We start from the raw sequence: 23395 nt of genomic DNA, 5'->3' as shown, positions 1-23395 counted from the left end.
ATTCGCGCGTCACCTTTAACACGCAAGGCGGGCCCTGCCCAGCCGAATGCCATCTTCCAAGATCAATCGCGCGAAGGTTGGGGTAACAAGGCCGTTTGCCGGACACCGCCGCCAGCTATGACCTGGGTGAGTTCGAAGTCAGGTCCATGCATGATGCGCGCGAAGTAAGAGGCGTGGGCATCGGTCCCGATAGGCCAGTTGCGCAGAAAGCGGCGTTGCCACGCGCGCTCGTCCAAGCGGATGGGCAGCGCATCGCAGCGCAGGCCACCCAAATCAATGCCATAGAGACTGTCGAGAGGCGCGTCAGCACGAACTGAAATCCGAGTCAGCACGCCGAGCGACGTGTCCCGGAAATTGGGCATGCCAGCGGCGCCATTGTTGATGATCAGGCGCTCTTGACCGTCGACCTCGAAGGCGAAGGCCGCGGGCAGGCAAGTATGTGACGAGCAAAAGGCGCTGACCTGCGCTTGCCGGAATCTAGCTCGGATTTGGTCCAGGCGGTTATCAGCTTGCACCTGTCCGGTGCCGTGTTTGAGGTTTTCGACGGCGAACTCCCAATCGGCAAGCGAATGCGCGTCGCCATGCACGATGCCGATGCGCCCTTACCGATCCAGATCGTGGCGTGCATCGGTAGAGCCGCCAGCCGCTGCGAGATCTCGGGCACATTCGCGGCCTGCGCATACACGCGCTGCATGACGCGGTTGGAGCGCAGGACCAGGGCGTCGGACACGTCATCGGGATAGGCGCACCCGCAGCCGGCACCATCGTTTGGGGTACCGAGTTCCATCTCGACGTTGCCGCAAATTGCCGCATGGTCGAGCACGACCTCGCTGATGCGCGCGAAACTCTCGGCGTCCACGTCGAACCAGTGGAAATCACCGTTGAACATGAGCGTGACAGGGCAGCCATGCCGCGACTCGGCTTGCTGCATGACCAGCACAACCTCAAGTGCCTCGACAGTGCCATACAACGCCGCGACCACGTACAGGGTCTTGGCCTCGAACCATGGTGCGCAGTCGTACGCACGCGCGGCATCGTGGTAGCGCATCGGGCAGTGGCGGCCCGGCGGCGCCATAGGTTCATGGCCTAGCCTCGTCATGACGCCAGTGCTCCGGCAACCATCCCCTCGAGCGAGCGGCGTTTGCCTTCGACGCCGTACATGATCCATGGAATCATCGTCACCGCGCCAATTACCCAGACGGACGCCAGCAAAACCAATCCCGCGACCATGCCATAGGCCTTGGCCACGGCTGTCAGGATCAATGGCGCAGCGAAGGCGCCGAGACGCCGCACGGCCACCGAGATGCGGATGCCGTTCGAGCCCAATTGGTTGGGAAGGAGTTGGGAAAACGTCGGATAAGGCGAAATCCAGGCTCCGGTTGCGAACAGACTGCCGAGGGTGAACGATGCAGGGACCCAGCCACCAAGGCGCCAAAGCCGAATGCCACTCGCTGGCCGATGTCGGGAGGCAGCGGGTTGACCACGTAAAGGGAGCCCAGCGCAGCAAGGATGGCGCCCAGAGGCCAGAAATTCATCACTGACGCGTTCGCCCTGCCGCGGTTGCGCGAAGGGATGAACTCACTGATGGCCGAATAGTCCGCACCTATGCCGACTGCGGTGAGCAGGCGCAAAACCAGGAGCGGTGGGTAGCTCCAGGCCAATGCCGTCAGCAGGTTAAAGACGCCGTAATTCAGCAGCGTGAGCGGGAAAAGCCGCCTGCGCCCAAATCGAGCGGCCAGAAAGACGAAGCCATAGGCGCCGATCATCAATCCGACAAACCAGGTGCTCAGGATCCAGGATGTTTGCGCATTGTCCAAGTGCCAAAGATCCTTGAACACGCCGATCACATTGTTGACAATCGTGACCTCGAAGGCATCGAGGAGCCAGCCGACACCCAAGGCAATCGTGACGGTGGCGTGGAACCGGTTCCATCGGACACGGTCGAGCCGTTCGGCAAGGTTGCAGTGCGTGATCAAAGCCCCCTTCACGCCGTACTGCGGCGACGCTGCATCCAGTGGTCCACGGACCATATACCCGGCCCCCACAAGGCGGCAACCAGGATCAGGATGCCCCAGATGATGTGAAACATGATGGCTGGAGGCTGCAGGGCATGCATGTACGACAGCAGTGCCACAGCATTGACCACGAACAGCCCGAGCGCGCCAAAACGCCCGAACAAGCCCAGTGCGACCAGCGGCGGCAGAAGCAACTCCCCGGCCGTGCCAACGATGGCGGCAAGATGGGGCGGCAGCAGCGCGACGTGGAACTCGTTCTCGTAGAGCCAGACTGTGCCTTGCCAATTGCGCAGGCTTTGCACGCCGGAGTTGAAAAACACATAGGACACATACAGTCGCGCGACGAGCAGAACAGGCGACTGGAGACCGTCGAGAATCCGAATGAGCATGCTCCAGGCGCGGCTTATCGGATTGGCATGGATGGGGGTCGAGGGCAAGGGCAATGCGGTCATGATCGGCTCCTTCATGTGGGGCGGGTTAAGTGGTTGGTGGGGTTTGGATCGCGCTCATCGCGGTCTTCATCGCGCGCTCACGCATCCATTGACATTCGCGATGGCGTCAGTGTGGTGCAGGTCTTGCACGCTCTCCAGCCAGCCATGCACCACGGCAAGGTGCAGCCACGCGGCCAGGTCGAAGTCGTCCTGCACGACGTCCAGCGCCGCGGCCAACGTCGGGCTCGTTTGCAACGCCGAAATCCATTGCACCTCGATTGGGGCAAGTGCACTGCACTGCGCCTGCAGGCCCTCGCGCCAGACCCAGGCCGTCTCGCCGGGTTGTTGCAAGGCAGTGCGAAGTGCCAGAGCATCAGGTTCGGGCTCGCAGTGCAGTCGCCGCAGCGTGACGATAGGCCAAGGCGACGCAAGCAGGCGTGTGCCGGGAGCCAGTTGCATGTTCAAGTCCATGGGATCTTGCGCAGCAAGGCGCTGCAAATCATCCTGCTTCAGCCCGGGGCGCGGTTCGAACAAAACTTGCCAAAGTGCGAGATCCAATCGGGCACAGTCGGCCAGCCATGGCCATGGCAACAGCTCGTCCAGGACGGCCAGACTCTGCGGAAAATCAATGCCAACCCAAGCAAGGTCACCTTGCCTGGGCGGGTGGCTGCGCCAGTGGCGCATGCAAACGGCCTCAAACGCTTGTTCACCGAGCATGGCCAGCACGGTGGGGAACTGCGCGCGCAAGGCTTCAATGGCATGAGCCACGCCGTTGGTGCGGTAGGCCGAAAGCCCAGCCTGCCAGCGTGCGCCGCGCTGACGTATCGCAAGTTCGTCCGATGGGGCTGGGGTGGGCTGGGGGGCGAACACGGCGGCAAGCAGGCTGCGCTGGCGTCGCGCCTCGCGTTGCCGAGCGTCAAGAGCGCGAGACTGCTCCACGGAGGACGCGTTCAAGGCGCTCATCGCAAGCACTCCAGCAAGGTTCCTTCGGCCGTGAAGGTTTCCAGATCAGACAAGTTATTCGCGCCGCGCCACGCCACGTTCGGGATCAGACCCGCTGCGGCCTCGTCGAGCAGCGCCTGCGCTTGCGCGGCTTCGCCCAGCAGCACATCAAGCGCTGGCAATGCGGTGTCCCACTCGATCAGCGTTGGCACGGGACCGAAATGCCGCAACGCGTGGGCGTAGGCCATCCACACCGGCAGCGAAACCACCTCAGAATGGTCGTCGATCACCAGGCCCCGTTGCACGCTGTGGCCGGCCAGATGAATTTCACCGACCAATCCCGGCGGCGCGGTCGCGGCAAGTGCATCCAGCCAGTCGCACACGGCGCGCAGGGGATCCGTCTCATTGGCATTCTTGGCATTGACCATGAGGTTGTTCACGTCGAGCAGAAGACCGCAACCGGTGCGCGCGCCCAATTCGGCAAAAAACACCGGTTCGCTGAAATCGCGCTCGGCGAAGTCAAGGTAGGTGCTGAGGTTTTCAAGCAGGATGGGGCGACGCAGGCGGTCCTGAACCTGCTGCACATTGGCGCAGAAAATGTCGAGCTGCCCGCGTGTAAAAGCGACGGGCAGTAGATCGTTGGCATGGGCAATGCCGCATGGGCCAAGCGGCGCGCGCGCGAAGCAGGCGTGATCGGAAACCCGCACCGGTTCGATGCGGCCGACCAGCGCGGCGAGCTTGTCCAGGTGCTGCCCGTCCAGACCACAGGCCGAACCCAGCGCCAGGCCGACGCCATGGAGGCTGACGGCATGATCCCGTCGCACAGCGGCCAGGACCTGCGTTGCCGCATCATGCGGATTAAAAAAATTCTCGGAATGCACCTCGACACAACCGACATTGGGCTGCGCCGTGCGGAAGTCGCTGTAATGCGGCTGGCGTAGGCCGATGCCTGCGCGGTACGTTTGGGCTATCAGGGTTGCGGGCATGGCAAATTCCGTTGGCGGATTGCTGAGGGGATGAGCTGGTGGACGTGCAGACACGGACCAGCTCACGCGCCGAGGACAGTTACGCGCCCAATTTCTTTTGCATTTCTTCTTCGAATGCCTTGGTTTGCGCAGGGTTGGCCAGGATGGCCTTGGCTTGCTCCATCGTCAGGCCACCCATCTTCTCGCAAGTACCGGTCGGCTTGATGACGAAGTCGCCTGGGTTGTAGTTCGCGGTGGTGGTGCCTTTGCAGGAGTGCAGACCCGAAATCCCGGCACAGTCGTTATGGCCGGCGGTGGCCACGCCGAAGCATTTCCCCATACTCTCGGCATGCGCTGCGGGAGCCATGGCGAGCACGCCCATGGCGAGCATGGAGGCGGCGGCTGTACTGAGGAATTGACGCTTGTTCATGGTGTATCTCCTGAGAAGATGGATGGTGAAGCAGGCTATGCACCCGCAAGGCCCCGGAGCTTTGGTGACCGGGTTGCATCTTGGTCGGCCTGATTGGCGATTCCTGACAACGCAATGCACTGGGGTAAACCCGTGACCAGGGCCCTTGTCGAGCGTGCGATGCGGGCCTATGGAAGAATGCGGCGCAGCGCCCGGCGTACTGATCGACTTGCCCATGCCCACCAAAGCAGCCACCAACGATTCCGCGGAACTCCATGCTCGCATCGAGGCGCTGCGCCCAACACTGCTGCGCTTGGCGCAACTGCAGTTGCGCAATCTCTCCTGGGCGGAAGATGCGGTCTCAGAGACATTGCTGGCGGCCTTGGAAGGCGCCGCGCGTTTTTCAGGCAAATCGCAATTCAAGACGTGGGTGGTCGGCATCCTCAAGCACAAAGTGCTCGACCAGCTACGCCTACGCCAGCGTGAGTGCGGATATGACAGTGACGAAAACGACGACCCACTCGAAGATTTAATGTTCAAGGCGGACGGCCATTTCCAGACCGTGCCGCAAAACTGGGATGCTCCCGCCGCAGCGCTCCAGCAGCGCCAGTTTTTCGAAGTACTCGAGACGTGCATGGAACTTCTGCCGGGGCAAATTGGCCGCGTGTTCTTGATGCGCGAATGGTTGGAGCTCGACACCAAGGCCATCTGTCAGGAATTGCGCATTTCTCCGACCAATGTGTGGCAGATGCTCTCACGTGCTCGCTTACGCCTTCGAGAATGTCTGCAACTCAACTGGTTCGGACCATCCTCATCGTGAAACTCACCACACTCCGCTCTTGCCGCGAAATTTCCGCATTTGTTCTCGCGCGAGAGGACAGAGCGCTCAGCTTTGCGGAGCGATGGGCGATCCGCTTGCATTTCCTGATGTGTGAAGCTTGCCCCCGCTTTGAGAAGCAGGTTCTGACCATGCGCCAGGCGATGAGCAACTGGCGGAATTACCGGGACAGCGATTCGGACGAGCCAAAATAAGCTGAGCTGCTTGCACACCCTGGCGAGTCGCCAAGCCGATCAGCTTTGCCGTGGCTGGAAACAACACAGGCCGCCACTGCTCGATTACGCGTCCCGGCGCTTGCGGCTCTGGGCGGAACCGTGTTCCGGCGCAAGGCCGTCACCGTTTGGCTCATGCTTGTGGCATGTCAACCTCATCCGTGCGCGCGTCCGTCCTATCTATCGAGGCACGTCCGCTGTTGCGTGGGCGGAGTCTTGCAGTGCTGGCACGAGATCGGCGTCCAGCATCGAGACCCATGGCAGGGCGCGGTAATCGAGTGCTACGTCGGCTTCGGGTTTGACGATGGCGAAATAGGGTGAGAGATCAAAGTCGGCCGGCACGAACAGACTGTTGTGGCGAATATGCCATTGCTCGCGTTGACATGCCGTGCAGTTTGAACTAATGCCCGCGCATTCCCCTTCCTCGCCCGGCCCGACGCACAGCGTCGCTCAGGCGAAGCCGACCGGGCAGGAGGGGGTCAAGCGGGCGGGTTTCGCTTGTTGTTCCTCTCCAGGCTGGATAAAATACCAGTATGAAACGGCGCAAAGTCACGCTCAAGCTGTATCCCAATGCCGCGCAGATGGCGCAGCCGGAGGCGTGGACGCGGCTGCACTGCGAGTTGTACAACGCGGCGCTCGAAGAGCGCATCGACGCCTGGCACAAGGCCGGCAAGTCGATCAGCTACTTCGACCAGCAGAACGTCCTGCCTCAGATCAAGGCCGATCGGCCCGAGTTCATCGCGCTTGGCAGTCATGCCTTGCAGCAGACGCTGCGGCGGCTCGATCTCGCCTTCCAGTCGTTCTTTCGCCGCGTCAAGGCGGGGCAGACGCCCGGATTCTCGCGATTCAAATCCAGCATGCGGTTCTCCGGCTTCGCCTATCCCGACCCGGCTGGCTGGAAGCTCATGCAGCATGGCGGCAGCGGCGCAACCCTGCGCATCGGCAGTGGTCCATCCGCCATGTCCATCCGGGCGCGTGGGCAGCATCGCTTCGGCGCTGACGCGAAGCCTAACGACATCACGCTCACGCGCAGCAACGATCAGTGGTTCGTGTCGGTGACGCTGCGCGTGCCCGAAGAAGCGTGCGCGCGGCAGCGCACGGACTGCATGCGCCGAGGCGTGGACTTCGGCGTCACCGACTGGGCGACGTTCGACGATGGACAGATCATTGCGAATCCCCGCTGGCTGCGTGAAGAACTGCCGCGCCTTGCCGCGCTGCAGCGGCAGCGCGCCAGGAAGAAGAAGGGATCGCTGCGCTTCAAACGGCTCGGGCGTCGCATCGCACAACTGCACGACCGGATTTCCAATCTGCGCCGGGACTTCGTGCACAAGGAAACAACCAGGATGGTGCGGCAATGCGCCGTCCTGGCGACCGAGCAACTGGCTCCGAAGACCATGAGCCGCAGCGCGAAGGGCACGGTGGATGCACCGGGCCGTCGCGTGCGGCAGAAGGCCGGACTCAACCGGGAGATTCTCTCGGCGGGGTTCGGCATGGCGCATCCGATGCTCGCGTACAAAGCTGAAGAAGCTGGTACGCGGCTGCATCTGAGCAATACGCGCCAGCTCAAACCGTCGCAGCGCTGCGCGGCGTGCTGGGAACTCGCTCCCAAGACGTTGGCGCAGCGTGTGCATGTGTGCCCGCACTGCGGGCACACGGCCCCGCGCGACCGCAACAGCGCAATGGTGGTTCTCATCGACGCGCACAACACGCAGGACACGCCTGGGACGGGCGTTGCGGCGAGACCGAAACCTCTGCCATGGCAACGTGGCAAGTCGAAGTCTGTGACCCGCGAAACCCCCACGACAACCGCGCAAGATGCTATGGATGCCTCCCTCCTTCGGGCTGGGCAGTGGATTGGGCACAAAGCCTGAACAGCCGTTGGTCAGTAGAGAAGTCCCGAGTTGCGGGTGAATCCTCTGCTGGATACGGCATCAAAGCGCCCAAGAAGTGATAGACCACCGTCTTCACCAACACCACAGAGGATCCATCATGAGTCGTAATACTGGGATGCACGCGGGACAAGTGATTGGCACGATGGCCGGGCAGCAGGTGGTCGGCCTGGACATTGCGCAGAAGGTGTTTCAACTGCACAGCGTCGACATGGAGACCGGCGAAATCTCCAACGTGCAAATCAAGCGGGCAAAGGTGCTAGAACACTTCGCCAACCGCAGGCCCAGCCTGATCGCCATCGAGGCTTGCGGCAGTGGACACTACTGGGCACGGGCGTTGCGCTCTTTGGGCCATACCGTGCGACTTCTGCACGCCAAAGTGGTTCGCCCATTTGTCAGCGGAAACAAAACCGACGCCACGGACGCACGCGCCATCTGGCTGGCGGTGCAGCAACCTGGTGTCAAGTTTGTGGGCATCAAATCAGTAGCTCAGCAGGCGACGTTGACATTGCACCGGCAGCGTCAGGCACTGATGAAGATGCGAATCATGCAGACCAATGCACTGCGAGGGTTACTCTACGAATTCGGAGCCACCTTCGCCAAGGGCGATAAAGCGCTGTTCAGCGAAATTGAGTCGGCACTTGAGGCGCTGGCAAGCACCCTCCCGCAGGTGGTCGTCGACAGCTTGCGGGAGCAGGTCATGCGTGTCAAGGCTTTTGAAGTGGACATTCTGGCCATAGAGGGTCGACTGAAATTGCAACTCCAGCAAGACCCCCAGATGCAGCGCATTGCCAAGATTCCAGGCGTCGGATTGCTGACCGCCACAGCGGCCATAGCAACCATGGGGGAAGCCAGCGCATTCAAGTCCGGACGTGAATTCTGTGCCTGGCTGGGCCTTGTGCCGTCACAAAGTGGCACCGGTGGCAAAGTTCGGCTGGGCAGCATCTCCAAACGAGGGGACACCTACCTACGTACCCTGCTGGTCAATGGTGCCAGAGGCGTAGTGCACAACGTCAGGCAACCAAGTCCCTGGATGGCGGGGCTGAAAGTACGACGCCATTCGAATGTCGTCTGCGTGGCGCAGGCAGCCAAGATGGCGAGAACGATCTGGGCACTTACTGCCAAAGCGCAGGAGTATGAAAGCAACCATGTGAGTGTGAAACCCGAAATGGCGTGAATCGCCGGCGCCAAACAATGGTGCCAATCCGCTGACAGGAGGTGTGAATAGATAGCAGGCAGCACAAGCGAAGTGATGTGAAAGTGGTCAGACCGCGGGTGAGCAAAACCTGGTAAACCGCTCGGACGTAAAAAGTCCTCGCGAGAGATGAGGTGTTCGCCAGCGAATAAGCATCGGGGCCCGCAGATCCCAGGCAACTGGGCAACTGCAATGAGGCCGGATATAAGGACGCAGCCGACTTCTTCTCATCACAAGCAAAATCTGCTTGCTATCCGGGAGGCATCCATATAAGCGGTTTAGTGGCGGGAGAGTTCATTCGTCGGACCGAATCGTCTCGATCTGCGGCAGAATGGGATAACGAACGGCCTGAAAGGATTGCGCGATCAAGCTGGAACAGATGGCTCGCGTCGGGTCGCCACTGCCAAGGGCGAGCATGCGTCGGCGCCAGCGTCCCGGCACTGGCGGTGTGGGCAGTAGATAGCGCAGCAGATCGATGATGTGGCGCAGATCGTAGCGATGCCCGATCCGGCCACGCGCTTCGGCCACGACGTGCACCACATCGTCCGTTCGCAGCGCGACAGGCCGACATAGCCGTACGTTGTAACCGGCGAATTCGGCAATGCCCACAGCGCGCACACCTTCGATGACATCAGCTTCGACAAAGCATGGGCTGTGGTCGTCCTGTGGCGCCGACCCATCAAGCGGGCCGACATACAGGGCTGCGTGCGACCACACCGAGTGGGTCAGGTATTTGATGGCGCTGCTGAAACGGCTTCGGCCTTCGACCAGCAAGACGTCGCCCGGTCGGATCCTGGCTTTGAGGTGTTGCAGGTTTGTCGGGGGGCGTACCGGAGCGCAATGGCTGGGTGCAGACAGATAGCGCGCCAGAGCGGAACCGGTCGCTGACAAGAGACGATTCATAACGTTTCTTCTCGACGCGCTCGGCGCCAGGCTCAACGAGATGTCACCGCACGGATGCGAGCATGGCCCTCAGCTGATCGGCGGACTGCGGTGCGCCGATGAACAATTCAGCCTTGCCAGCCTTATCGCTGAATACCACCAGCGGGATGGCGTAGTAGATTCCGGCGCGCTTGAGCACCGCGTCGTTCGCATCAATCCATTTGCGGGTCTGGGGCTCGACGACCTTGGCCGGATCGATGCCTCCGCCCGGAGAGCCGCTGGCGTTCAAGTCGTAGTTGTTTTCGTTCTCATAGAAGGCCTGCAACCGGTTCGGTGCTTGCAGGATGGCCGCGGCCTTGGTCATGCTGCTTGGAGTAAGAACAGCGACGGGAATCCAGCGCAGTTGCAGGTTGTCCTTGCCGACCCAGGGGCGCAGATCGTTGTAGAGCTTGTGGCAGTAAGGGCAGTCGGGATCGAAAAAAATATTGACCACCCGCTGACCTTGACCTTCGGGTACGGCCGTGGCCTCATGAATACGGTCCAGCATGCGGGCAGCCAGTTGCTCGGCACTGGGCGACGCCGCCCAGACGGGAGACTGCACCCAGGCCAGATTGGCCAGGACCATCAAAAGGAAGAGGTTGCGCTTCATCATGGCTCCTTGGTGGCGGCGTCAAGCCGCCGCGGATTGCGGCTGCAGCAGAGAGACGTCGTATACGGCAACGCCCTCGATCGGATCGACAGGCTTAAGCCAGGGTTCAGCCAGCAGTGCTCGCTGTGTGTCGGCATGGCCGGCCTGCCAACGGGCTTCGATGCCCTCGGGCGTGAAGTCCAGATCTTTGGTGTGGTCATCGCCTGCCAGCGCAGGTGAGAGCAGCTTGACGATGCGCATGGTGGTGCCGCACCCGTAATCCAGCATCTCTGCCACATCCTTGCGGGCGCGTTGTGCGGGAGACATGCACTGGGCGAGTTGGCGGATGATGTGCCGCATCATGTGCAACTGCTTCGGCCGCATGACATGGCTGTCTGCGCGGCTGGCGAACTGGATGTCTTTATGGCGCGCGAAGACTTGGCGCATGGTGGTTGGTGCCTCGCCATGCGGATTCCAGACCTGCACTGCAAAGATGCGCGCGTCATGTCGCTGACGGTCGTCGAACACAGCTTCGATGGGGGTGTTGGACGCAATGCCACCATCCCAGTACAGCTCCTCGCCGATGCGAACGGGCGCGAAGGCGGGTGGTAGTGCACCCGAAGCCAAAACATGGTCAAGGGTGATGGGCTCATCGCGCGAATCGAAATAGCGTACTTGCCCGCTCCGCACGTTCACCGCCCCGAGCGTAAGCCGCATCGTGCCAGTGCTCAATTGCTGGGTATCGACCAAGCCGCCCAGGGTTTTGCGAAGCGCGTCGGCACGGTAATACCCCGCCGCCTCTTCTCCGAGTTCAATGTCCGGGTAGAGCCATGCGGCAGGGTTCGGGTGAAAAAACCCTGGAACCCCTTGCAATACGGACTCCAGGCGGGACCAGCTGCCGGTGAAGCGAGGCCAGCCGCCATGCGATACCGCGCGCCAGAACGCTTTCAGCCGCTGTAGCCTCTCCGACGCAACGCTGCCCGCGATGATTGCTCCATTCACGGCGCCAATGGAGGTGCCAATCACCCAATCGGGTTCGATGCCCGCTTCGGACAGGGCTTGGTAGACGCCCGCCTGGTATGCGCCGAGGGCACCGCCGCCTTGCAGCACCAGAACCACTTGGCCAGGCAGCTTGGGCCGCTCAACTTTTCTGCCAGCGATCCGGGTGGATCGAGCCGGTGGGGTTCTGGCTTTCGCGTTCATGGCGGGATCCTCTTGTCCTCTTCGATCCTTGTGGGGTTTGCGGCGCTGACATCGAGCCGGCAAGCGTTCACTTTGATGGAGCACACGGATTCATGGCCTTTTTGCCAGTCGGCGCACAGGGGTTGGCAGCCTTGTGCTCAATCTTGGTGGACACCTTGCCCGCCGGGGCGCAAGGGCTCGCCGGGGCGCAGGGGTTGCTCGCGGCCTGGGCAGCCTGAATGGGTGCGAGGGAGGACAGTGCCGTCGGCATCGGGCTGACCATGGCAGCGGCAACGGCGAGAGCGGGCAAGGCATGGGACAGGGAACGACGGGTGCGTGATTGCATGACAAACTCCTTGGGGCGAATCGGGAGGTCGCCTGAGCGCGGCATGCGCACAGTCCATCCCTTGCGTATTTGGTCGCCGGCGGCGTGCATTCCTGACACCGTCCCTAGCCGCACAGTCAGCTGGGGGTGGGGCGGTCAGGATCTGGCAAGGGCCAAAGCAGCCTGCATCGGTGCCAGGAAGCTGAGGGTGCGATGTCACCGCCCAATGGTCGATCCAGCCGGGTGCGAGAGCGCAAACCACGCAAGCGTGAATGCTCGCAAGACGCGGTCTCGATGACGACCAGATGCGCTGGGGATGTTGCCATAGCGGATTCGGCCAGATCATCCACGCGAGCGGCGTGCAGCGCATGGGTGTTGCCCCTCGCGTTGTCCTTCGCGTGCGGCCACCGCTTGCGCGGGAAGAGCTGTGGTTCCTACAGCGCCACGCTTGCGTGATGTGATCGCAACACCCTTGCCCCAAGCGACGGAAACACGCGGATACACCTCAATGCCCATTGGGGTGTCAGGAACCGGAGCCTCATCCGACCGATCCAGTGGAGAGTATGCGCTCGCTGCTCTTCACGTCGGCTGATTTGAGCTTGCTCCAGGTCATTGGAGCTCATGCAGCTGTCTTGCACCCAAGACATCCAATCTTAAGGAGCTTTGCCCGATGAAACCCCGCTTGCGTCTGTCCAGCATCGTCTTGGTCGCACTGACGGCTGTGGGGGTACCCGCTGCTCCCGTATATGCCTCCCCGGCAGGCACCGCCGCGCTTTTGGTCGGAGCCTTCCCAGCCCCACCCATGGGGAGTGGCCCGGGCAAGATGGCGGTGGTGCGCTGGCCCAAAGGCGCGGCGCATGTTGTGGCTTTTGGCCAGGCTGGCACACCCAAGGGAAATAGCTTTTATGTCGGTGTGAATGCGCAGGACCACCAGGCTTTCATCCCGAGTTTCGCCGGGACCACCGAAGTGATCGATCTCCGAACAGACAAACCGGTGCGGCAATTCCAGAGCATCCCGGGCGGGCGCGTGGCGATGGTCTCGCCTGACGCCAGCCTAGACATGATGGTCGCTCTATAGGCGAAGGAAGGCCCGTCTCCGGTATCGTGGATTGCGCACTCTGAGAGTGTGCCGAGCCACATGCGGCGGGTTTCCCCAGCCGCAAACCGTATGGAGACGAGCCATGGACGAGAGTATCAAGTTCTTCGTTGGTCTGGATGCGCCCAAGGACAGCATCGCGGTTGCTGTGTGCGAAGCCGGGCGAGAGCCGAGCCGTTTCGTGGGCACCCTCGGGCCCGACGTGCAGGGGGTTCTCAAGACGCTGCGCAAGTACAGTCCGGCGCGGCAGGTGAGCGTGGTCTACGAGGCCGGGCCCACCGGCTACGGGCTGCATCGAGAGCTGACTCGGCGCGGCTATCGCTGCGAGATCATTGCACCCTCGTTGATACCGCGGCGAGCAGGCGCACGAATCAAGACTGATCGGCGCGATTGCGCCCGGCTGGCCGAGCTGTCGCGCGCCGGCGAGCTCAAGGCCATCTGGGTGCCCGACGAGGCCCACGAAGCGATGCGCAATCTCTGGCGGGCACGCGAGGACGCGGTCAACCTGCGCCTGAAGGTGCGTCAACAGCTCAAGGCGTTCCTGCTGCGTCTGGACCGCCGCTATGCCGGCAAGACGTCCTGGACCAAGATGCATCAGCGCTGGATCGCCGATCAGCACTTTGCTCACCCTGCAGATCAGATCGCGCTGACGGAATACCAACTGGCTGTGCAAGCGACCGAGGAGCGAGTGCAGCGGTTGACGGCTGCGCTGCAGCAGATAGTCCAAGGCTGGCGCTTCGAGCCGGTCGTGGCGGCGCTGCGGGCGCTGCGCGGCATCGACACCGTCAGCGCCATCGGCCTGGTGTGCGAGGTCGGAGACATCAGCCGCTTCGGCACGGCGCGCCAGCTCATGGGCTACCTTGGACTCGTGCCTTCGGAGCATTCCAGCGGCAACAGTGTGCGGCGCGGCTCGATCACCAAGACCGGCAATGCTCACGCGCGGCGCTTGCTGACCGAGGCAGCATGGAACTATCTGTCAGCCTGCTGCTGATTGCACTGATCAGCGCACTGACCTCGGGCGTGGTCGATCCACGCTTGGTTCAGGAATTCGGGGGCGACACTCTGACCGGGTTTTCTCCGGGCATGCTGCTGGCCGCGCGCGCAGTGGCGTAGATCGTTGGCTGCGTGCTGCCTTGGCTGGCGTTGCGCCGACGCGCAGCATTGGGTCTGGAACAACCTGAAAACATGCCGCCGGGCAACGATTAGGGCCTGTTCGCGCTATCGGTGCTCGCGTTGCATTTTGGAGCGTGTCTGACATTCACAGGTCTGACGACCTTGATGCAAGTCAAACGCCATGTTGCGCCGCCGCAATCCAATGCTTTGCATTCTGCATGGAGTTTGGAGGATGGAATGGCACTCAAATTTTTAACCCCGCTGACCGCCCTGAGCAACGACGTGGATGTGCTCGTGCTCGGCGCTGGAGGCGCTGGGTATCCAGGGGCCTTTTTTCTCGCCCAGGCCGGGCGGTCGGTGCTGATGGTCGACCCGATCGGCAATCTCGGTGGCGACTGTCTGGCCGAGGGTTGCGTGCCTTCGAAGGCGGTGCGCGAGGCGGCGCTGGTGCGCGGTCTGGCGGACAAATTCGACGGCTTCGGTCTGCGCGGCGGCAAGCCCGCGGTGGACTGGGGCGCGGTGCTGGCGCACAAGGATCGGGTGCAGAACACCCGCTACGCGCAGCATGCGCGCGAGATCGCTGCGGGCGGCGTCGCCTTCGTGCAGGGGCGCGGCGTGATCATCGCGCCGGATCGCGCGCGCATCGATGCTGGCGATGGCAGCGGCTCGCGCGAAGTACGCTTTCGCCAATTGATACTCGGCACGGGCTCGGCTCCCGCGCGCCTGCCCATACTCGGGGCGGATCTGGCACTGACTTCGCACGACTTCTTCCGCCTCGGCGCCAATCTGCCGCTGCCGCAACACCTCGTCATCATCGGCGGCGGCTACATCGGGGTGGAGACGGCGTCGATGCTGCAGGCCCTCGGCGCCCAGTGCAGCATTCTCGAATATGCGCCTCAGGTGCTGCCCGGGTTCGATGCTGAGCTGGCGTCTTTTCTGCACGCCAGTCTGTCGCAGCGCGTGCGCATCGAACGCTCCGCGCAGGTGCTGAGCATCGCGCGCGAGGGCGATGGCTATCACGTGCGATACAAGCAAGACGGCGGCGAGCGCAGCATGCAGGGCGACGCCGTGCTCATCGCCACCGGCCGCGTGGCCGTGCTGCCTGAAGGCGTGGAGCACCTCGGTCTGGCGATGGAGCGCGGGCATGTGCGGGTGGACGACACCCTGCGCACGTCCAACCCGCAGGTATGGGCGCCGGGAGATGTCAATGGACGCAGCATGTTGTTCCATTCCGCCGTGCGGCAAAGCCTGGTGGCCGCGCACTGCATCGCTGCTGGCGGGCAGGCGGTGGATCGCATGCTGTTCCACGCCGTGCCGATGACGGTGTTCACCGAGCCCGAACTGGCGCATGCAGGACAGACCGCAGCGCAGGCCGAAGCGGCGCTCGGTGCCGATGCCGTGGCCGTGATGCGCTACGACTACGCCGAAGATTCGCGGGCGCAGATCTATGCCGAGACGCAAGGGTTCATCAAACTGGTGTTCAATCGCCAGGACGCCCGCCTGTTGGGGGCGCAGATCGCCGGCATGGACGCCGCGCAACTGATCGCCCCGCTGGCGCTGGCGCTCGAACAAGGGCTCGGCGCAAAGGCCTTGGCCGATACGGTGTTTCCGCATCCCATGCTCAGCGAAGGCATCAACAAGGCCGCACGCGCCTTCAAGTTTTAGGAACCCACGATGGCCGCAACGACCCCTGCCCAAGCTGAAGCCGAGCCCGTGCAGTCGGGCGACTGGCCTGAGACAGATCCAAGCAATGGGCTGAGCGCGAGCGAGGCCGCCGCACGGCTGGCCCGTGTCCATCGCCGAGCAGACGGTGGCGCCGTGGCGGCAACTGCTGGCGAAGTTCTGGGCGCCAGTGCCGTGGATGCTTGAAGCCGTCATCGTGCTGCAATGGCTGCTCGGGCGCGGGCTGGAATCGCTGGTCATCGCCGTGGTGGCGTTCGTGCAGGAATAGCGCGCCAAGGATGCGCTGGCTCTGTTGCGCAAGCAGTTGCATGTCAACGCGCGCGTGCTGCGCGACGCGCAGTGGCAGCAGATTGCCGCCGAGCAGGTGGTACCGGGCGATGTGGTGCACATCCGCGCTGGCGATATCGTGCCGGCCGATCTGCGGCTGCTCGATGGCGCCGTGTCACTCGATGAGTCGGCGCTCACCGGCGAATCGCTGCCGGTGGACGCGGGCGCCGGAAAACCGGCCTACACCGGCGCCATCGTGCGACAGGGCGAGGCCACGGGCGTCGTCACCGCTACCGGCGCACGCACCTTCTTCGGCCACACCGCCGAACTGGTGCGTACCTCCAACGCGCCCAGCCACATGCAAAGCACCATCTTCGCCATCGTCAAACGGCTGGTGGTATTCGACCTCGCGCTCGTGGCCATCGTCATCGGCTTCGCGCTGTGGCATCACCGGCCCTTACTCGACACGGCGGTGTTCGCGCTCATGCTGCTGGTGGCCTCCGTGCCGGTGGCGCTGCCTGTCACCTACACCCTGGCCACGGCCGTAAGCAGCCAGTTGCTGGCGCACCAGGGCGTACTGGTCACGCGGCTGCCCGCAGTGGAGGAGGCTGGGGCGATGGACACGCTGGTGTCCGACAAGACCGGCACGCTCACGCAGAACAGCCTGCGCTATGCGGGCGCCACGGCGCTCGTGCAGGGCGCGGATGAAAACGCCGTGCTGCGCGCTGCCGCGCTGGCCAGCGACGATGCCACGCAAGACCCGCTCGATCTGGCCCTCGCCGCGCGTCGCCTGCCCAAGGATTGGCAGCAGCGCTATGGCTACCAGCCCGTGATGCTGGAGACCTTCGTCGAAAGCCCCCGCCACAAAGGCACCTGCTACAAGGCCGCCAACTGGGTCCTCGTGGGCAAAACAACCGGCCGCGGCAAGAAGAGCCTGTCGCACCAACAAGCCCTGCCGGTCAAAGACATCTGGCTGTACCCGCTGCGTCCCGACTACGCAGCCATCCTGCGTCGGTAGCAGCTGCCGACGTCATCACCGAATCTTTACGTCTTGCAAGCGGAATTTTCTCTAACTACTTGTATTAACTATGAAAAAATTGGTAGGCCGTGTTGGACTTGAACCAACGACCAAAGGATTATGAGTCCTCTGCTCTAACCAACTGAGCTAACGGCCCCTCAGGGTGTCGGTAAGCGAGGCGCCGATTCTAAGCGAGTGGTAACAGGCAGGAGAGAGCAACAGTTGGTTTGTATTGTGTGGAGAGAGTCGCTTTGACATAATTGAAAAATGAACCCGACAATTCGCTGCCTTCTCCCGATTGATGGATCGCCTTTCACGCAACGCGCGGTGGATTTTCTCCTGCAGCGGCTTGCGTGGTGGCGGGAGTTGCCGCAGGTGGATTTGCTCCACGTCGAACCGCCTGTGGGGACGGCGCTGGCACGCTCCTATCTTTCGCGCGAGGTGCTCGATGGCTATTACGCCGAGCAAAGTGAGGCGGTTCTGGCTCCCGCGCAATCCGCCTTGGCTGCTTCTGGCCTGGACGTGCGGCCCCACCATCTGGTGGGCGATGCGGCGGCACGCATCACCCAGTTCGCGCTTGAACATGCGATTGACCTGATCGTCATGGGCTCGCACGGTCACACGGCTCTCGGCGGTGTGGCCCTTGGTTCGGTCGCGACCAAGGTGTTGGCTTCGTGCCGCGTACCGGTGCTGATTGTGCGATGAATCCCGATTCCGTCGATCGCCGCAGAAATCTCCGTTCTTTCGCAGCGTTCCCCGGGCCCAGCGGGATGTCAAACTCAGCGCTGGCTCAGCGCGTTGCTCACAAGCTTGGCGGTAATGTCGACGATCTGGATCATCCGATCATAGGCCATGCGGGTTGGGCCAATGACACCGAGCGTGCCCACCACTTTGCCGTCGACCTCGTAGGGTGCCGTGATCACCGAGAGTTCCTCGAACGGCACGACATCATTTTCGCCGCCAATATAAATGCGCACCCCCTCGGCACGCGCCGAAACGTCGAGCAACTTGAGCAGGTGTGATTTCTGTTCAAAAAGGTCAAACAGGCGGCGCAGACTGGCGAGGTTACCGGAAAGATCCTCCACGTTGAGCAGCTGCTGCTGCCCGGAGATGACAACCTGTTCCTGTTGTTCGGCCAGCGCTTGGCTGCCTACGGCAACGGCTGCCTGCATCAACGTGACGATTTCGCTGCGCAAATGTTCCACCTCGCCGCGAAGATGCCCCGCGACTTGTTCGAAACTCAGGCCGCTGTAATTGGCATTGAGGTAATTGGCGGCCTCCGTCAACTGGCTCTGGGTGTAGGGCTGGTCCGTCAGAATGATGCGGTTTTGCACATCGCCGCCGGCATCGACAAGAATGACCAAAATGCGCTGCTCCGAAAGGCGCAGGAATTCGATGTGCCGGAACGCCGCATTGCGCCGTGGGCTCATCACCACGCCGACGAAATGGGACAGATTCGACAGCAGTTGCGCCGCCTGCACAATGACCTTTTGTGGCTCGACGGTGGCAAGCTGCGACCTGAAATTTTCCCCGACGTCATCTGTGCCAGTCACAGGATGCACAGTGAGCATGGTGTCGACGAACAGCCGATAACCGCGCGGGGTGGGCACCCGCCCCGCCGAGGTATGCGGGCTCGTAATGAGACCCAGGTCTTCCAGGTCGGCCATGACGTTGCGGATGGTCGCCGCAGAAAGCTCAAGGCCCGAAGCCCGCGACAAAGTGCGCGACCCGATAGGTTGACCATCGGCGATATACCGTTCGATCAGTGTCTTGAGCAGTACGCGCGCACGTTCGTCCATTGGCTCATTTTAGGTGCCTGTCGAACTTGGGGCTGCATGTGCATGCATCGGTAGCCGCACGCTCGAGCACCAAGCCCCTGGCACAGGGATCCGCCCACGATGCTCAAGCCGGACGCTGAGCGATTGGCGCGAGATCCCAGGGTCAGCGGCGCTGTGATGTAATCCATGGCAGGCGCCCCGCACCACGCCCGGAAAAACCCGAACGCAACGGCCCTACGCCACCCAGCCCAGTCCCATGCCAACCCCCGTGTTTCAGCAGGTGATTCTCATCGGCAAGTACCAAGCTGCGGGCGTCAGCCGCACCTTGGCCGAGATTGGTGGCTGGTTGGCGGAAAACGGGGTGGAGGTGTACGTGGAGCGCCAGACCGCCCACCATTGTGACCTTCCGGGCCATGCCGATCTCAGCTTGGCCGAGGTCGGCCAGCGTGCCGCCACTGGCGGCTGGGTGGCGGTGGTGGTCGGAGGCGATGGCACGATGCTCGGGGCGTCGCGCCAACTCGCGCCGTTCGGAATCCCTCTGGTGGGCATTAACGCCGGGCGCTTGGGCTTCATCACCGACATCACCGAGGCTGACTGGCGCTTGGCCCTTGGCGCGATGCTCGCCGGGCGTTTTGAGCGCGAGCAGCGGGCGGTGTTGGCCGGCGAGGTCGTGCGCGACGGTCAACGCATTTTTGAGGGGATCGCCATCAACGACGTGGTCGTCAACCGCAGCGGCGCCTATGGGCTGGTCGAGCTTCGCGTGGATGTTGACGAGCGCTTCATGTACGTGCAGCGAGCCGACGGCCTGATCGTGGCCACGCCGACGGGATCCACAGCGTATGCCATGTCCGCTGGCGGCCCCATCCTGCATCCCAGCGTGCCCGGCCTCGTGTTGGTGCCGATCGCGGCGCACACGCTCTCCAACCGGCCCATCGTGCTTCCTGAGCACGTGCGCATCGACATTGAGGTGGTCTCGCCAAAGGACGTGGGCGTGAATTTTGACATGCAGCATTTTGCCGATCTTCTTGGTGGCGATCGCATCACCCTGCATGTGTCTCCCCATCGTGCCGTTTTTCTTCATCCGCCAGGCTGGAGCTATTACGCCACCTTGCGCAAGAAGCTGCACTGGCACGAAATTCTCGGTGCGGAGGACTAACGCGTCATGCTGCGCCGTCTGCATATCCGCGACTTCGTCCTCGTCAATGCGCTGGAGCTCGATCTCGGCGCGGGCTTCACCGTGCTCACAGGCGAGACAGGCGCGGGCAAATCAATCCTCATCGACGCGCTCAAACTTGCCCTGGGCGAACGTGGGGACGCCTCGGTGCTGCGCCCGGGCAGCATGCGAGCCGAGATCAGCGCAGAATTTGACGTGCCGCTGGCGCTTGCCGACTGGGTCGATGAGCAGGGTTTTGAGGTACAGGACACCATCTTGCTGCGGCGCGTCATTGACGCTCAGGGCCGCTCGCGCGGCTTCATCAATGGCAGCCCGGCCACCCTCACGCAGTTGCGGGCGGCAGGCGCCATGCTTGTGGACATTCATGGCCAGCATGCCTGGCAGAGCTTGGCGCGCAGCGACGCCGCGCGCGACCTGCTCGATGCGTACGCACAAGCCAAGGATGCGCGGCAAGCCTGCGCCAGCGCCTGGCATCACTGGAAGCTGCTCAGCGAGCGGCTGCACGCGGCGCGGGTGAATGCCGGGCGCCTGGTTGAGGAGCGCGAGCAACTTTCAGCGCAGATCGCTGAGCTTGCACGGCTGGCCCCGCTTGCCCAGGAGTGGGAGCCGCTGAATGCGGAGCACCACAGGTTGGCGCATGCCGCCGAGCTGATCGAACAACTGCAGGCGGTGGATCAATTATTGGATGATGAGGAAGCCGGTGCCAACCGCCAATTGGCGCGCGCGCATCAGTTGCTGCAGGCTGCGGCGCAGATCGATCCGCAACTGGTCGCGTTGGCGGATCAACTGGAATCGGCTCAATCCATCACGCGTGACCTGGCGCATGAGCTTGGCGCCAAACTGCGCCAAGCCGACGTGGACCCTGATCGGATGGCCGAAGTCGACGCACGCCTTTCGGCATGGATGGGCGTGGCGCGGCGTCATCGTGTGTCGCCCTCTGAACTGCCTGCGCTTTGGCAGGGCTTGCAGTCCCGATGGGCGGAGCTGGAGCTTGGGGCGGACCTGCCCGCTCTTGAAAAACAGGTTCAGGCTGCGCAGGAGGCCTTGGGCACAGCGGCCGCACGCCTGAGCGCACTGCGCGCCGCGGCGGCTCCCGCACTGACCCAAGGCGTGCAGGCGTTGATGCAGCAACTCGGCATGAAGGGCGGACGATTCGATGTGGCGTTGCAGCCGCTTGGCGACATCCAGGTCTCGGGAGCCGAAGGCGTTGAGCTCTTGGTGGCTGGTCATCCCGGTGCTGCGCTGCGCCCGCTTGCACGCGTGGCTTCCGGTGGCGAGCTTTCACGCATCGCCTTGGCCGTTGCTGCCACCACGGCCGCGCAGCAACCCGTCGGGACGCTGATTTTTGACGAAGTGGATGCTGGCATTGGTGGCAGCGTTGCGCATACTGTGGGGCGTCTGCTGGCGAGCCTGGGCCAAAGCGGACAGGTGCTGGCCGTGACGCATCTGGCTCAGGTCGCGGCATGCGCCGCCAGTCACCTTCAGGTCAGCAAATGCAGCGCCAGCACCGGCACGCAAAGCCAGATCGAGCTACTGGGCCCTGAGCAGCGCGTGGCCGAGATTGCACGCATGCTTGGTGGCGATGCCGAATCACCGGTGGCACAGGCGCATGCACGCGAGCTTCTGCATTCCAGCCGTGTTGGCCGCGGCGATACCGTGCAGGTGCAGGTGTGAACCGGCCACCCGCGCCGGACTGGCCCGCGCATCTGCGTGTCGTCCTCCTGTCCGGGGTCTCCGGGTCCGGCAAATCCATCGCGCTCAATGCGTTGGAAGACGCGGGTTACTACTGCGTGGACAATTTGCCGCCGCAGCTCGTTGACGAATTGCTCAAGGCTGCCACGGAGGCGGGCCACACGCGTGTGGCCATTGCGATGGATGTGCGCAGCGTCGAGAGTCTGGGCCTTTTGCCCGAACTGGCGCAACGCTTGCGCAGTCGCTGCGACCTGCATTTCATTTACCTCGATTGTGGTACCGACACGCTGGTCCAGCGTTTCTCCGAAACCCGCCGCGCCCATCCCCTGACGGCTCGCGGCGTGAAGTCGCTCGCGCCGGATCAGCCTCTCCCGGTCTCGGCGCCAGCCTTGATCGAGGCGATCGAGCTTGAGCGCGAGTTGCTCGCGCCCGTGGCGCGTCTGGGGCTGCACATCGACACCAGCGGCCTTCGCCCGGCCCAGTTGCGAGCCTGGGTCCGACAGGCTGTCGGCGTGGGGGCTGCGCAACTGACGCTCCTGTTTGAGTCCTTCGCCTTCAAACGCGGCGTCGCGCTGGACGCGGACTTTGTGTTCGATGTACGCATGCTCCCGAACCCCCACTACGACCCGTTGCTGCGTGGCATGACCGGGCGCGACGAGCCGGTGGCCGCCTTTTTGCGCACGCAGGCATCAGTCATGCGGATGCTCGGCGATATTTCCACCTTCCTCGACACATGGCTCCCGGCGATGGCTGAAGACCAGCGCAGCTATGTGGTCGTGGCCATTGGCTGCACCGGAGGCCAGCATCGCTCGGTGTTCCTGACCGAAGAGCTCGGCCGTTACTTCGGCCGTCGCTACAGCGTGCTGGTGCGGCACCGTGAACTCGATGCCGGTGCCACCATCGGCACAATCCAGCTGCCAGGCGGGGCGACATGAGCGGGCCTCATGGCAGCGCGCCGCTACAGAGGCGGGGAAGCCGCAAGCGGCGCGGGTGCCGGAGGCTGGCATGATCGAGGATGTGCACGAGCTCGCCCTGTTTCCCTTGCGCACCGTGTTGTTCCCCGGCGGCCTGCTCGCGCTGCGCGTGTTCGAGGCGCGCTATATGGATCTCGTCACCCGCTGTTTGAAGACCGGCGAAGAATTTGGGGTCGTGCTCATCCTCGACGGCAACGAGGTGCACGAGCCTGGCACGACGCTCCGGCTCGCAGCCGTGGGTTGCCGCGCACGTGTCCTGGACGTCGACATGCAGCAGCCCGGCCTCCTGCTGGTGCGATGCAGGGGCGGTGGCCGCTTCATGCTGCACAGCCACGCACCAGGGGCGCTAGGCCTGCAGACCGGGCGGATTCAGGCGATGGTCGATGACCTGCCGGCGGTACTCGACGCGCGCCATGCCGCCGCCGCGATGGCCTTGGGGCGCGCGATCGCGGCGCTCGACGCCCAGGGTCAGAAACCTTTCTTGCCACCGTATCGGCTGGACCTTCCGGGCTGGGTGGCAAATCGCTGGGCCGAGGTTCTGCCGATTGGTCAACTGGCCCGACAGCGACTGATGGAATTGCCGGATGGGACCCAGCGCCTGGACGTGGTGGAGCGCTATCTCCGCCAGCACGGGATATTGGTCGGTGCTCATGCGCTGCAATAAGCGTGGAGGTTGCGCGCGGCCTG

Annotated in this window: 28 protein-coding genes, 1 tRNA gene and 1 pseudogene; 15 read left to right on the top strand and 15 right to left on the bottom strand. The window is 63.1% G+C overall.

Going from position 1 to position 23395, the window contains the following annotated elements; all coding sequences use genetic code 11:
* Window positions 1-62: 62 nt before the first annotated feature.
* The 8 genes from CD04_RS22570 to CD04_RS0110485 form a co-directional block, all read right to left on the bottom strand.
* Window positions 63-362, bottom strand: a complete 300-nt coding sequence (locus tag CD04_RS22570; RefSeq protein ID WP_051849096.1) for a hypothetical protein — start codon at window positions 360-362, stop codon at window positions 63-65.
* A 23-nt stretch (window positions 363-385) separates the two neighbouring features.
* Window positions 386-1099, bottom strand: coding sequence for a hypothetical protein (locus CD04_RS21705; RefSeq protein WP_156030209.1), 714 nt, complete (start codon window positions 1097-1099; stop codon window positions 386-388).
* A complete protein-coding gene (locus tag CD04_RS24545) occupies window positions 1096-1248 on the bottom strand; it encodes a hypothetical protein (RefSeq protein WP_231480532.1) in 153 nt (50 codons plus the stop codon). Before CD04_RS24545 ends, CD04_RS21705 begins: the two co-directional genes overlap by 4 nt.
* A gap of 11 nt (window positions 1249-1259) precedes the next feature.
* Entirely contained in the window at window positions 1260-2030 is a 771-nt protein-coding gene (locus CD04_RS21700) for an MFS transporter (protein ID WP_031406564.1), read from the bottom strand.
* Window positions 1985-2467 (bottom strand): DoxX family protein, encoded by a 483-nt coding sequence (locus tag CD04_RS0110500; protein ID WP_031406562.1) that lies wholly within the window; start codon window positions 2465-2467, stop codon window positions 1985-1987. The genes CD04_RS21700 and CD04_RS0110500 overlap by 46 nt, the downstream gene beginning before the upstream one ends.
* A 66-nt stretch (window positions 2468-2533) precedes the next feature.
* The gene (locus CD04_RS0110495) at window positions 2534-3409 is read right to left on the bottom strand and encodes a DNA-binding domain-containing protein (protein WP_031406560.1); all 876 of its coding nucleotides are present in this window, start codon (window positions 3407-3409) and stop codon (window positions 2534-2536) included.
* Window positions 3406-4374 (bottom strand): DUF692 domain-containing protein, encoded by a 969-nt coding sequence (locus tag CD04_RS0110490; protein ID WP_081857891.1) that lies wholly within the window; start codon window positions 4372-4374, stop codon window positions 3406-3408. The genes CD04_RS0110495 and CD04_RS0110490 overlap by 4 nt, the downstream gene beginning before the upstream one ends.
* Window positions 4375-4453: 79 nt before the next feature.
* Window positions 4454-4783, bottom strand: a complete 330-nt coding sequence (locus CD04_RS0110485) for a DUF2282 domain-containing protein (protein ID WP_081857890.1) — start codon at window positions 4781-4783, stop codon at window positions 4454-4456.
* Window positions 4784-4997: 214 nt separating this feature from the next.
* Here CD04_RS0110485 and CD04_RS0110480 point away from each other — a divergent pair, with 214 nt between their 5' ends.
* Both CD04_RS0110480 and CD04_RS0110475 read left to right on the top strand, forming a co-directional pair.
* Entirely contained in the window at window positions 4998-5582 is a 585-nt protein-coding gene (locus CD04_RS0110480; protein ID WP_031406554.1) for a sigma-70 family RNA polymerase sigma factor, read from the top strand.
* Entirely contained in the window at window positions 5579-5794 is a 216-nt protein-coding gene (locus CD04_RS0110475; RefSeq protein ID WP_031406552.1) for a zf-HC2 domain-containing protein, read from the top strand. The genes CD04_RS0110480 and CD04_RS0110475 overlap by 4 nt, the downstream gene beginning before the upstream one ends.
* A gap of 198 nt (window positions 5795-5992) precedes the next feature.
* Here the strand turns inward: CD04_RS0110475 and CD04_RS24155 are convergent, their stop codons facing one another.
* A complete protein-coding gene (locus CD04_RS24155; RefSeq protein WP_197033074.1) occupies window positions 5993-6154 on the bottom strand; it encodes a hypothetical protein in 162 nt (53 codons plus the stop codon).
* A gap of 191 nt (window positions 6155-6345) precedes the next feature.
* Here CD04_RS24155 and CD04_RS0110465 point away from each other — a divergent pair, with 191 nt between their 5' ends.
* On the top strand, window positions 6346-7683 hold the full coding sequence (locus tag CD04_RS0110465) for an RNA-guided endonuclease TnpB family protein (RefSeq protein ID WP_051849093.1): 1338 nt from the start codon (window positions 6346-6348) through the stop codon (window positions 7681-7683).
* Window positions 7684-7846: 163 nt separating this feature from the next.
* Window positions 7847-8878: an IS110 family transposase gene (locus CD04_RS0110460; RefSeq protein WP_031404103.1), complete on the top strand. Its 1032-nt coding sequence runs from the start codon at window positions 7847-7849 to the stop codon at window positions 8876-8878.
* Window positions 8879-9190: 312 nt separating this feature from the next.
* Here CD04_RS0110460 and CD04_RS0110455 read toward each other — a convergent pair whose 3' ends face one another.
* The 4 genes from CD04_RS0110455 to CD04_RS0110440 all read right to left on the bottom strand — a co-directional run bounded on the left by CD04_RS0110455 (window position 9191) and on the right by CD04_RS0110440 (window position 11934).
* Window positions 9191-9799 (bottom strand): YiiX/YebB-like N1pC/P60 family cysteine hydrolase, encoded by a 609-nt coding sequence (locus CD04_RS0110455; protein ID WP_051849092.1) that lies wholly within the window; start codon window positions 9797-9799, stop codon window positions 9191-9193.
* Window positions 9800-9842: 43 nt separating this feature from the next.
* Window positions 9843-10430, bottom strand: coding sequence for a thioredoxin fold domain-containing protein (locus tag CD04_RS0110450; protein WP_051849091.1), 588 nt, complete (start codon window positions 10428-10430; stop codon window positions 9843-9845).
* Window positions 10431-10448: 18 nt separating this feature from the next.
* Window positions 10449-11567, bottom strand: coding sequence for a patatin-like phospholipase family protein (locus CD04_RS0110445; protein WP_031406546.1), 1119 nt, complete (start codon window positions 11565-11567; stop codon window positions 10449-10451).
* A 109-nt stretch (window positions 11568-11676) separates the two neighbouring features.
* On the bottom strand, window positions 11677-11934 hold the full coding sequence (locus CD04_RS0110440) for a hypothetical protein (protein WP_031406545.1): 258 nt from the start codon (window positions 11932-11934) through the stop codon (window positions 11677-11679).
* Between the two features lie 649 nt (window positions 11935-12583).
* On the opposite strand from CD04_RS0110440, the gene CD04_RS0110435 reads away from it, so the two are divergent.
* The 6 genes and pseudogenes from CD04_RS0110435 to CD04_RS21690 all read left to right on the top strand — a co-directional run bounded on the left by CD04_RS0110435 (window position 12584) and on the right by CD04_RS21690 (window position 17090).
* Window positions 12584-12991: a hypothetical protein gene (locus CD04_RS0110435; RefSeq protein WP_031406544.1), complete on the top strand. Its 408-nt coding sequence runs from the start codon at window positions 12584-12586 to the stop codon at window positions 12989-12991.
* A 103-nt stretch (window positions 12992-13094) separates the two neighbouring features.
* Window positions 13095-13982 (top strand): annotated as a pseudogene (locus tag CD04_RS21695) (IS110-like element ISCARN28 family transposase); the annotation flags it as partial.
* Window positions 13973-14122: a hypothetical protein gene (locus tag CD04_RS24540; protein WP_231480531.1), complete on the top strand. Its 150-nt coding sequence runs from the start codon at window positions 13973-13975 to the stop codon at window positions 14120-14122. The pseudogene CD04_RS21695 and the gene CD04_RS24540, both read left to right, overlap by 10 nt.
* 237 nt (window positions 14123-14359) lie before the next feature.
* Window positions 14360-15787, top strand: coding sequence for a dihydrolipoyl dehydrogenase (locus CD04_RS0110420; protein WP_031406542.1), 1428 nt, complete (start codon window positions 14360-14362; stop codon window positions 15785-15787).
* A 124-nt stretch (window positions 15788-15911) separates the two neighbouring features.
* Window positions 15912-16073 carry a hypothetical protein gene (locus CD04_RS24535; RefSeq protein ID WP_231480530.1) on the top strand — a complete coding sequence of 54 codons (162 nt, stop codon included), beginning with the start codon at window positions 15912-15914 and terminating at the stop codon, window positions 16071-16073.
* A gap of 54 nt (window positions 16074-16127) precedes the next feature.
* Complete coding sequence (locus tag CD04_RS21690) at window positions 16128-17090, top strand: HAD-IC family P-type ATPase (protein WP_231480529.1); 963 nt, start codon at window positions 16128-16130, stop codon at window positions 17088-17090.
* Window positions 17091-17170: 80 nt separating this feature from the next.
* On the opposite strand, the gene CD04_RS0110410 is transcribed toward CD04_RS21690, so the two are convergent.
* Window positions 17171-17247: transfer RNA gene (locus tag CD04_RS0110410), tRNA-Ile, on the bottom strand.
* Window positions 17248-17357: 110 nt separating this feature from the next.
* On the opposite strand from CD04_RS0110410, the gene CD04_RS0110405 reads away from it, so the two are divergent.
* Window positions 17358-17795: a universal stress protein gene (locus CD04_RS0110405; RefSeq protein WP_031406540.1), complete on the top strand. Its 438-nt coding sequence runs from the start codon at window positions 17358-17360 to the stop codon at window positions 17793-17795.
* Window positions 17796-17869: 74 nt separating this feature from the next.
* On the opposite strand, the gene hrcA is transcribed toward CD04_RS0110405, so the two are convergent.
* Complete coding sequence (gene hrcA, locus CD04_RS0110400) at window positions 17870-18889, bottom strand: heat-inducible transcriptional repressor HrcA (protein WP_031406538.1); 1020 nt, start codon at window positions 18887-18889, stop codon at window positions 17870-17872.
* A gap of 235 nt (window positions 18890-19124) precedes the next feature.
* Here hrcA and CD04_RS0110395 point away from each other — a divergent pair, with 235 nt between their 5' ends.
* The 4 genes from CD04_RS0110395 (at window position 19125) to CD04_RS0110380 (ending at window position 23372) form a co-directional block, all read left to right on the top strand.
* Complete coding sequence (locus CD04_RS0110395) at window positions 19125-20024, top strand: NAD kinase (RefSeq protein ID WP_031406535.1); 900 nt, start codon at window positions 19125-19127, stop codon at window positions 20022-20024.
* Window positions 20025-20030: 6 nt separating this feature from the next.
* Entirely contained in the window at window positions 20031-21716 is a 1686-nt protein-coding gene (recN, locus tag CD04_RS0110390) for a DNA repair protein RecN (protein WP_038167726.1), read from the top strand.
* A complete protein-coding gene (rapZ, locus tag CD04_RS0110385) occupies window positions 21713-22669 on the top strand; it encodes an RNase adapter RapZ (protein WP_231480528.1) in 957 nt (318 codons plus the stop codon). Before recN ends, rapZ begins: the two co-directional genes overlap by 4 nt.
* A gap of 70 nt (window positions 22670-22739) precedes the next feature.
* A complete protein-coding gene (locus CD04_RS0110380; protein ID WP_031406530.1) occupies window positions 22740-23372 on the top strand; it encodes an LON peptidase substrate-binding domain-containing protein in 633 nt (210 codons plus the stop codon).
* The last annotated feature ends 23 nt before the right edge of the window (window positions 23373-23395 follow it).

Origin of the sequence: Thiomonas sp. FB-Cd (assembly GCF_000733775.1) — a bacterium.
Lineage (GTDB): Bacteria > Pseudomonadota > Gammaproteobacteria > Burkholderiales > Burkholderiaceae_C > Thiomonas_A.
Note: the sequence above shows the minus strand (reverse complement) of the source record. Positions and strands in the feature narration are given on the sequence as shown.

Excerpts from the sequence above, each read along its gene's own strand:
- CD04_RS22570 (WP_051849096.1), bottom strand. The coding sequence starts at position 362 with ATGCCCAATTTCCGGGACACGTCGCTCGGCGTGCTGACTCGGATTTCA.
- CD04_RS21705 (WP_156030209.1), bottom strand. The coding sequence starts at position 1,099 with ATGACGAGGCTAGGCCATGAACCTATGGCGCCGCCGGGCCGCCACTGC.
- CD04_RS21700 (WP_031406564.1), bottom strand. The coding sequence starts at position 2,030 with ATGGTCCGTGGACCACTGGATGCAGCGTCGCCGCAGTACGGCGTGAAG.
- CD04_RS0110500 (WP_031406562.1), bottom strand. The coding sequence starts at position 2,467 with ATGACCGCATTGCCCTTGCCCTCGACCCCCATCCATGCCAATCCGATA.
- CD04_RS0110495 (WP_031406560.1), bottom strand. The coding sequence starts at position 3,409 with ATGAGCGCCTTGAACGCGTCCTCCGTGGAGCAGTCTCGCGCTCTTGAC.
- CD04_RS0110490 (WP_081857891.1), bottom strand. The coding sequence starts at position 4,374 with ATGCCCGCAACCCTGATAGCCCAAACGTACCGCGCAGGCATCGGCCTA.
- CD04_RS0110485 (WP_081857890.1), bottom strand. The coding sequence starts at position 4,783 with ATGAACAAGCGTCAATTCCTCAGTACAGCCGCCGCCTCCATGCTCGCC.
- CD04_RS0110480 (WP_031406554.1), top strand. The coding sequence starts at position 4,998 with ATGCCCACCAAAGCAGCCACCAACGATTCCGCGGAACTCCATGCTCGC.
- CD04_RS0110465 (WP_051849093.1), top strand. The coding sequence starts at position 6,346 with ATGAAACGGCGCAAAGTCACGCTCAAGCTGTATCCCAATGCCGCGCAG.
- CD04_RS0110460 (WP_031404103.1), top strand. The coding sequence starts at position 7,847 with ATGGCCGGGCAGCAGGTGGTCGGCCTGGACATTGCGCAGAAGGTGTTT.
- CD04_RS0110455 (WP_051849092.1), bottom strand. The coding sequence starts at position 9,799 with ATGAATCGTCTCTTGTCAGCGACCGGTTCCGCTCTGGCGCGCTATCTG.
- CD04_RS0110450 (WP_051849091.1), bottom strand. The coding sequence starts at position 10,430 with ATGATGAAGCGCAACCTCTTCCTTTTGATGGTCCTGGCCAATCTGGCC.
- CD04_RS0110440 (WP_031406545.1), bottom strand. The coding sequence starts at position 11,934 with ATGCAATCACGCACCCGTCGTTCCCTGTCCCATGCCTTGCCCGCTCTC.
- CD04_RS0110435 (WP_031406544.1), top strand. The coding sequence starts at position 12,584 with ATGAAACCCCGCTTGCGTCTGTCCAGCATCGTCTTGGTCGCACTGACG.
- CD04_RS24540 (WP_231480531.1), top strand. The coding sequence starts at position 13,973 with ATGGAACTATCTGTCAGCCTGCTGCTGATTGCACTGATCAGCGCACTG.
- CD04_RS0110420 (WP_031406542.1), top strand. The coding sequence starts at position 14,360 with ATGGCACTCAAATTTTTAACCCCGCTGACCGCCCTGAGCAACGACGTG.
- CD04_RS0110405 (WP_031406540.1), top strand. The coding sequence starts at position 17,358 with ATGAACCCGACAATTCGCTGCCTTCTCCCGATTGATGGATCGCCTTTC.
- hrcA (WP_031406538.1), bottom strand. The coding sequence starts at position 18,889 with ATGGACGAACGTGCGCGCGTACTGCTCAAGACACTGATCGAACGGTAT.
- CD04_RS0110395 (WP_031406535.1), top strand. The coding sequence starts at position 19,125 with ATGCCAACCCCCGTGTTTCAGCAGGTGATTCTCATCGGCAAGTACCAA.
- recN (WP_038167726.1), top strand. The coding sequence starts at position 20,031 with ATGCTGCGCCGTCTGCATATCCGCGACTTCGTCCTCGTCAATGCGCTG.
- CD04_RS0110380 (WP_031406530.1), top strand. The coding sequence starts at position 22,740 with ATGATCGAGGATGTGCACGAGCTCGCCCTGTTTCCCTTGCGCACCGTG.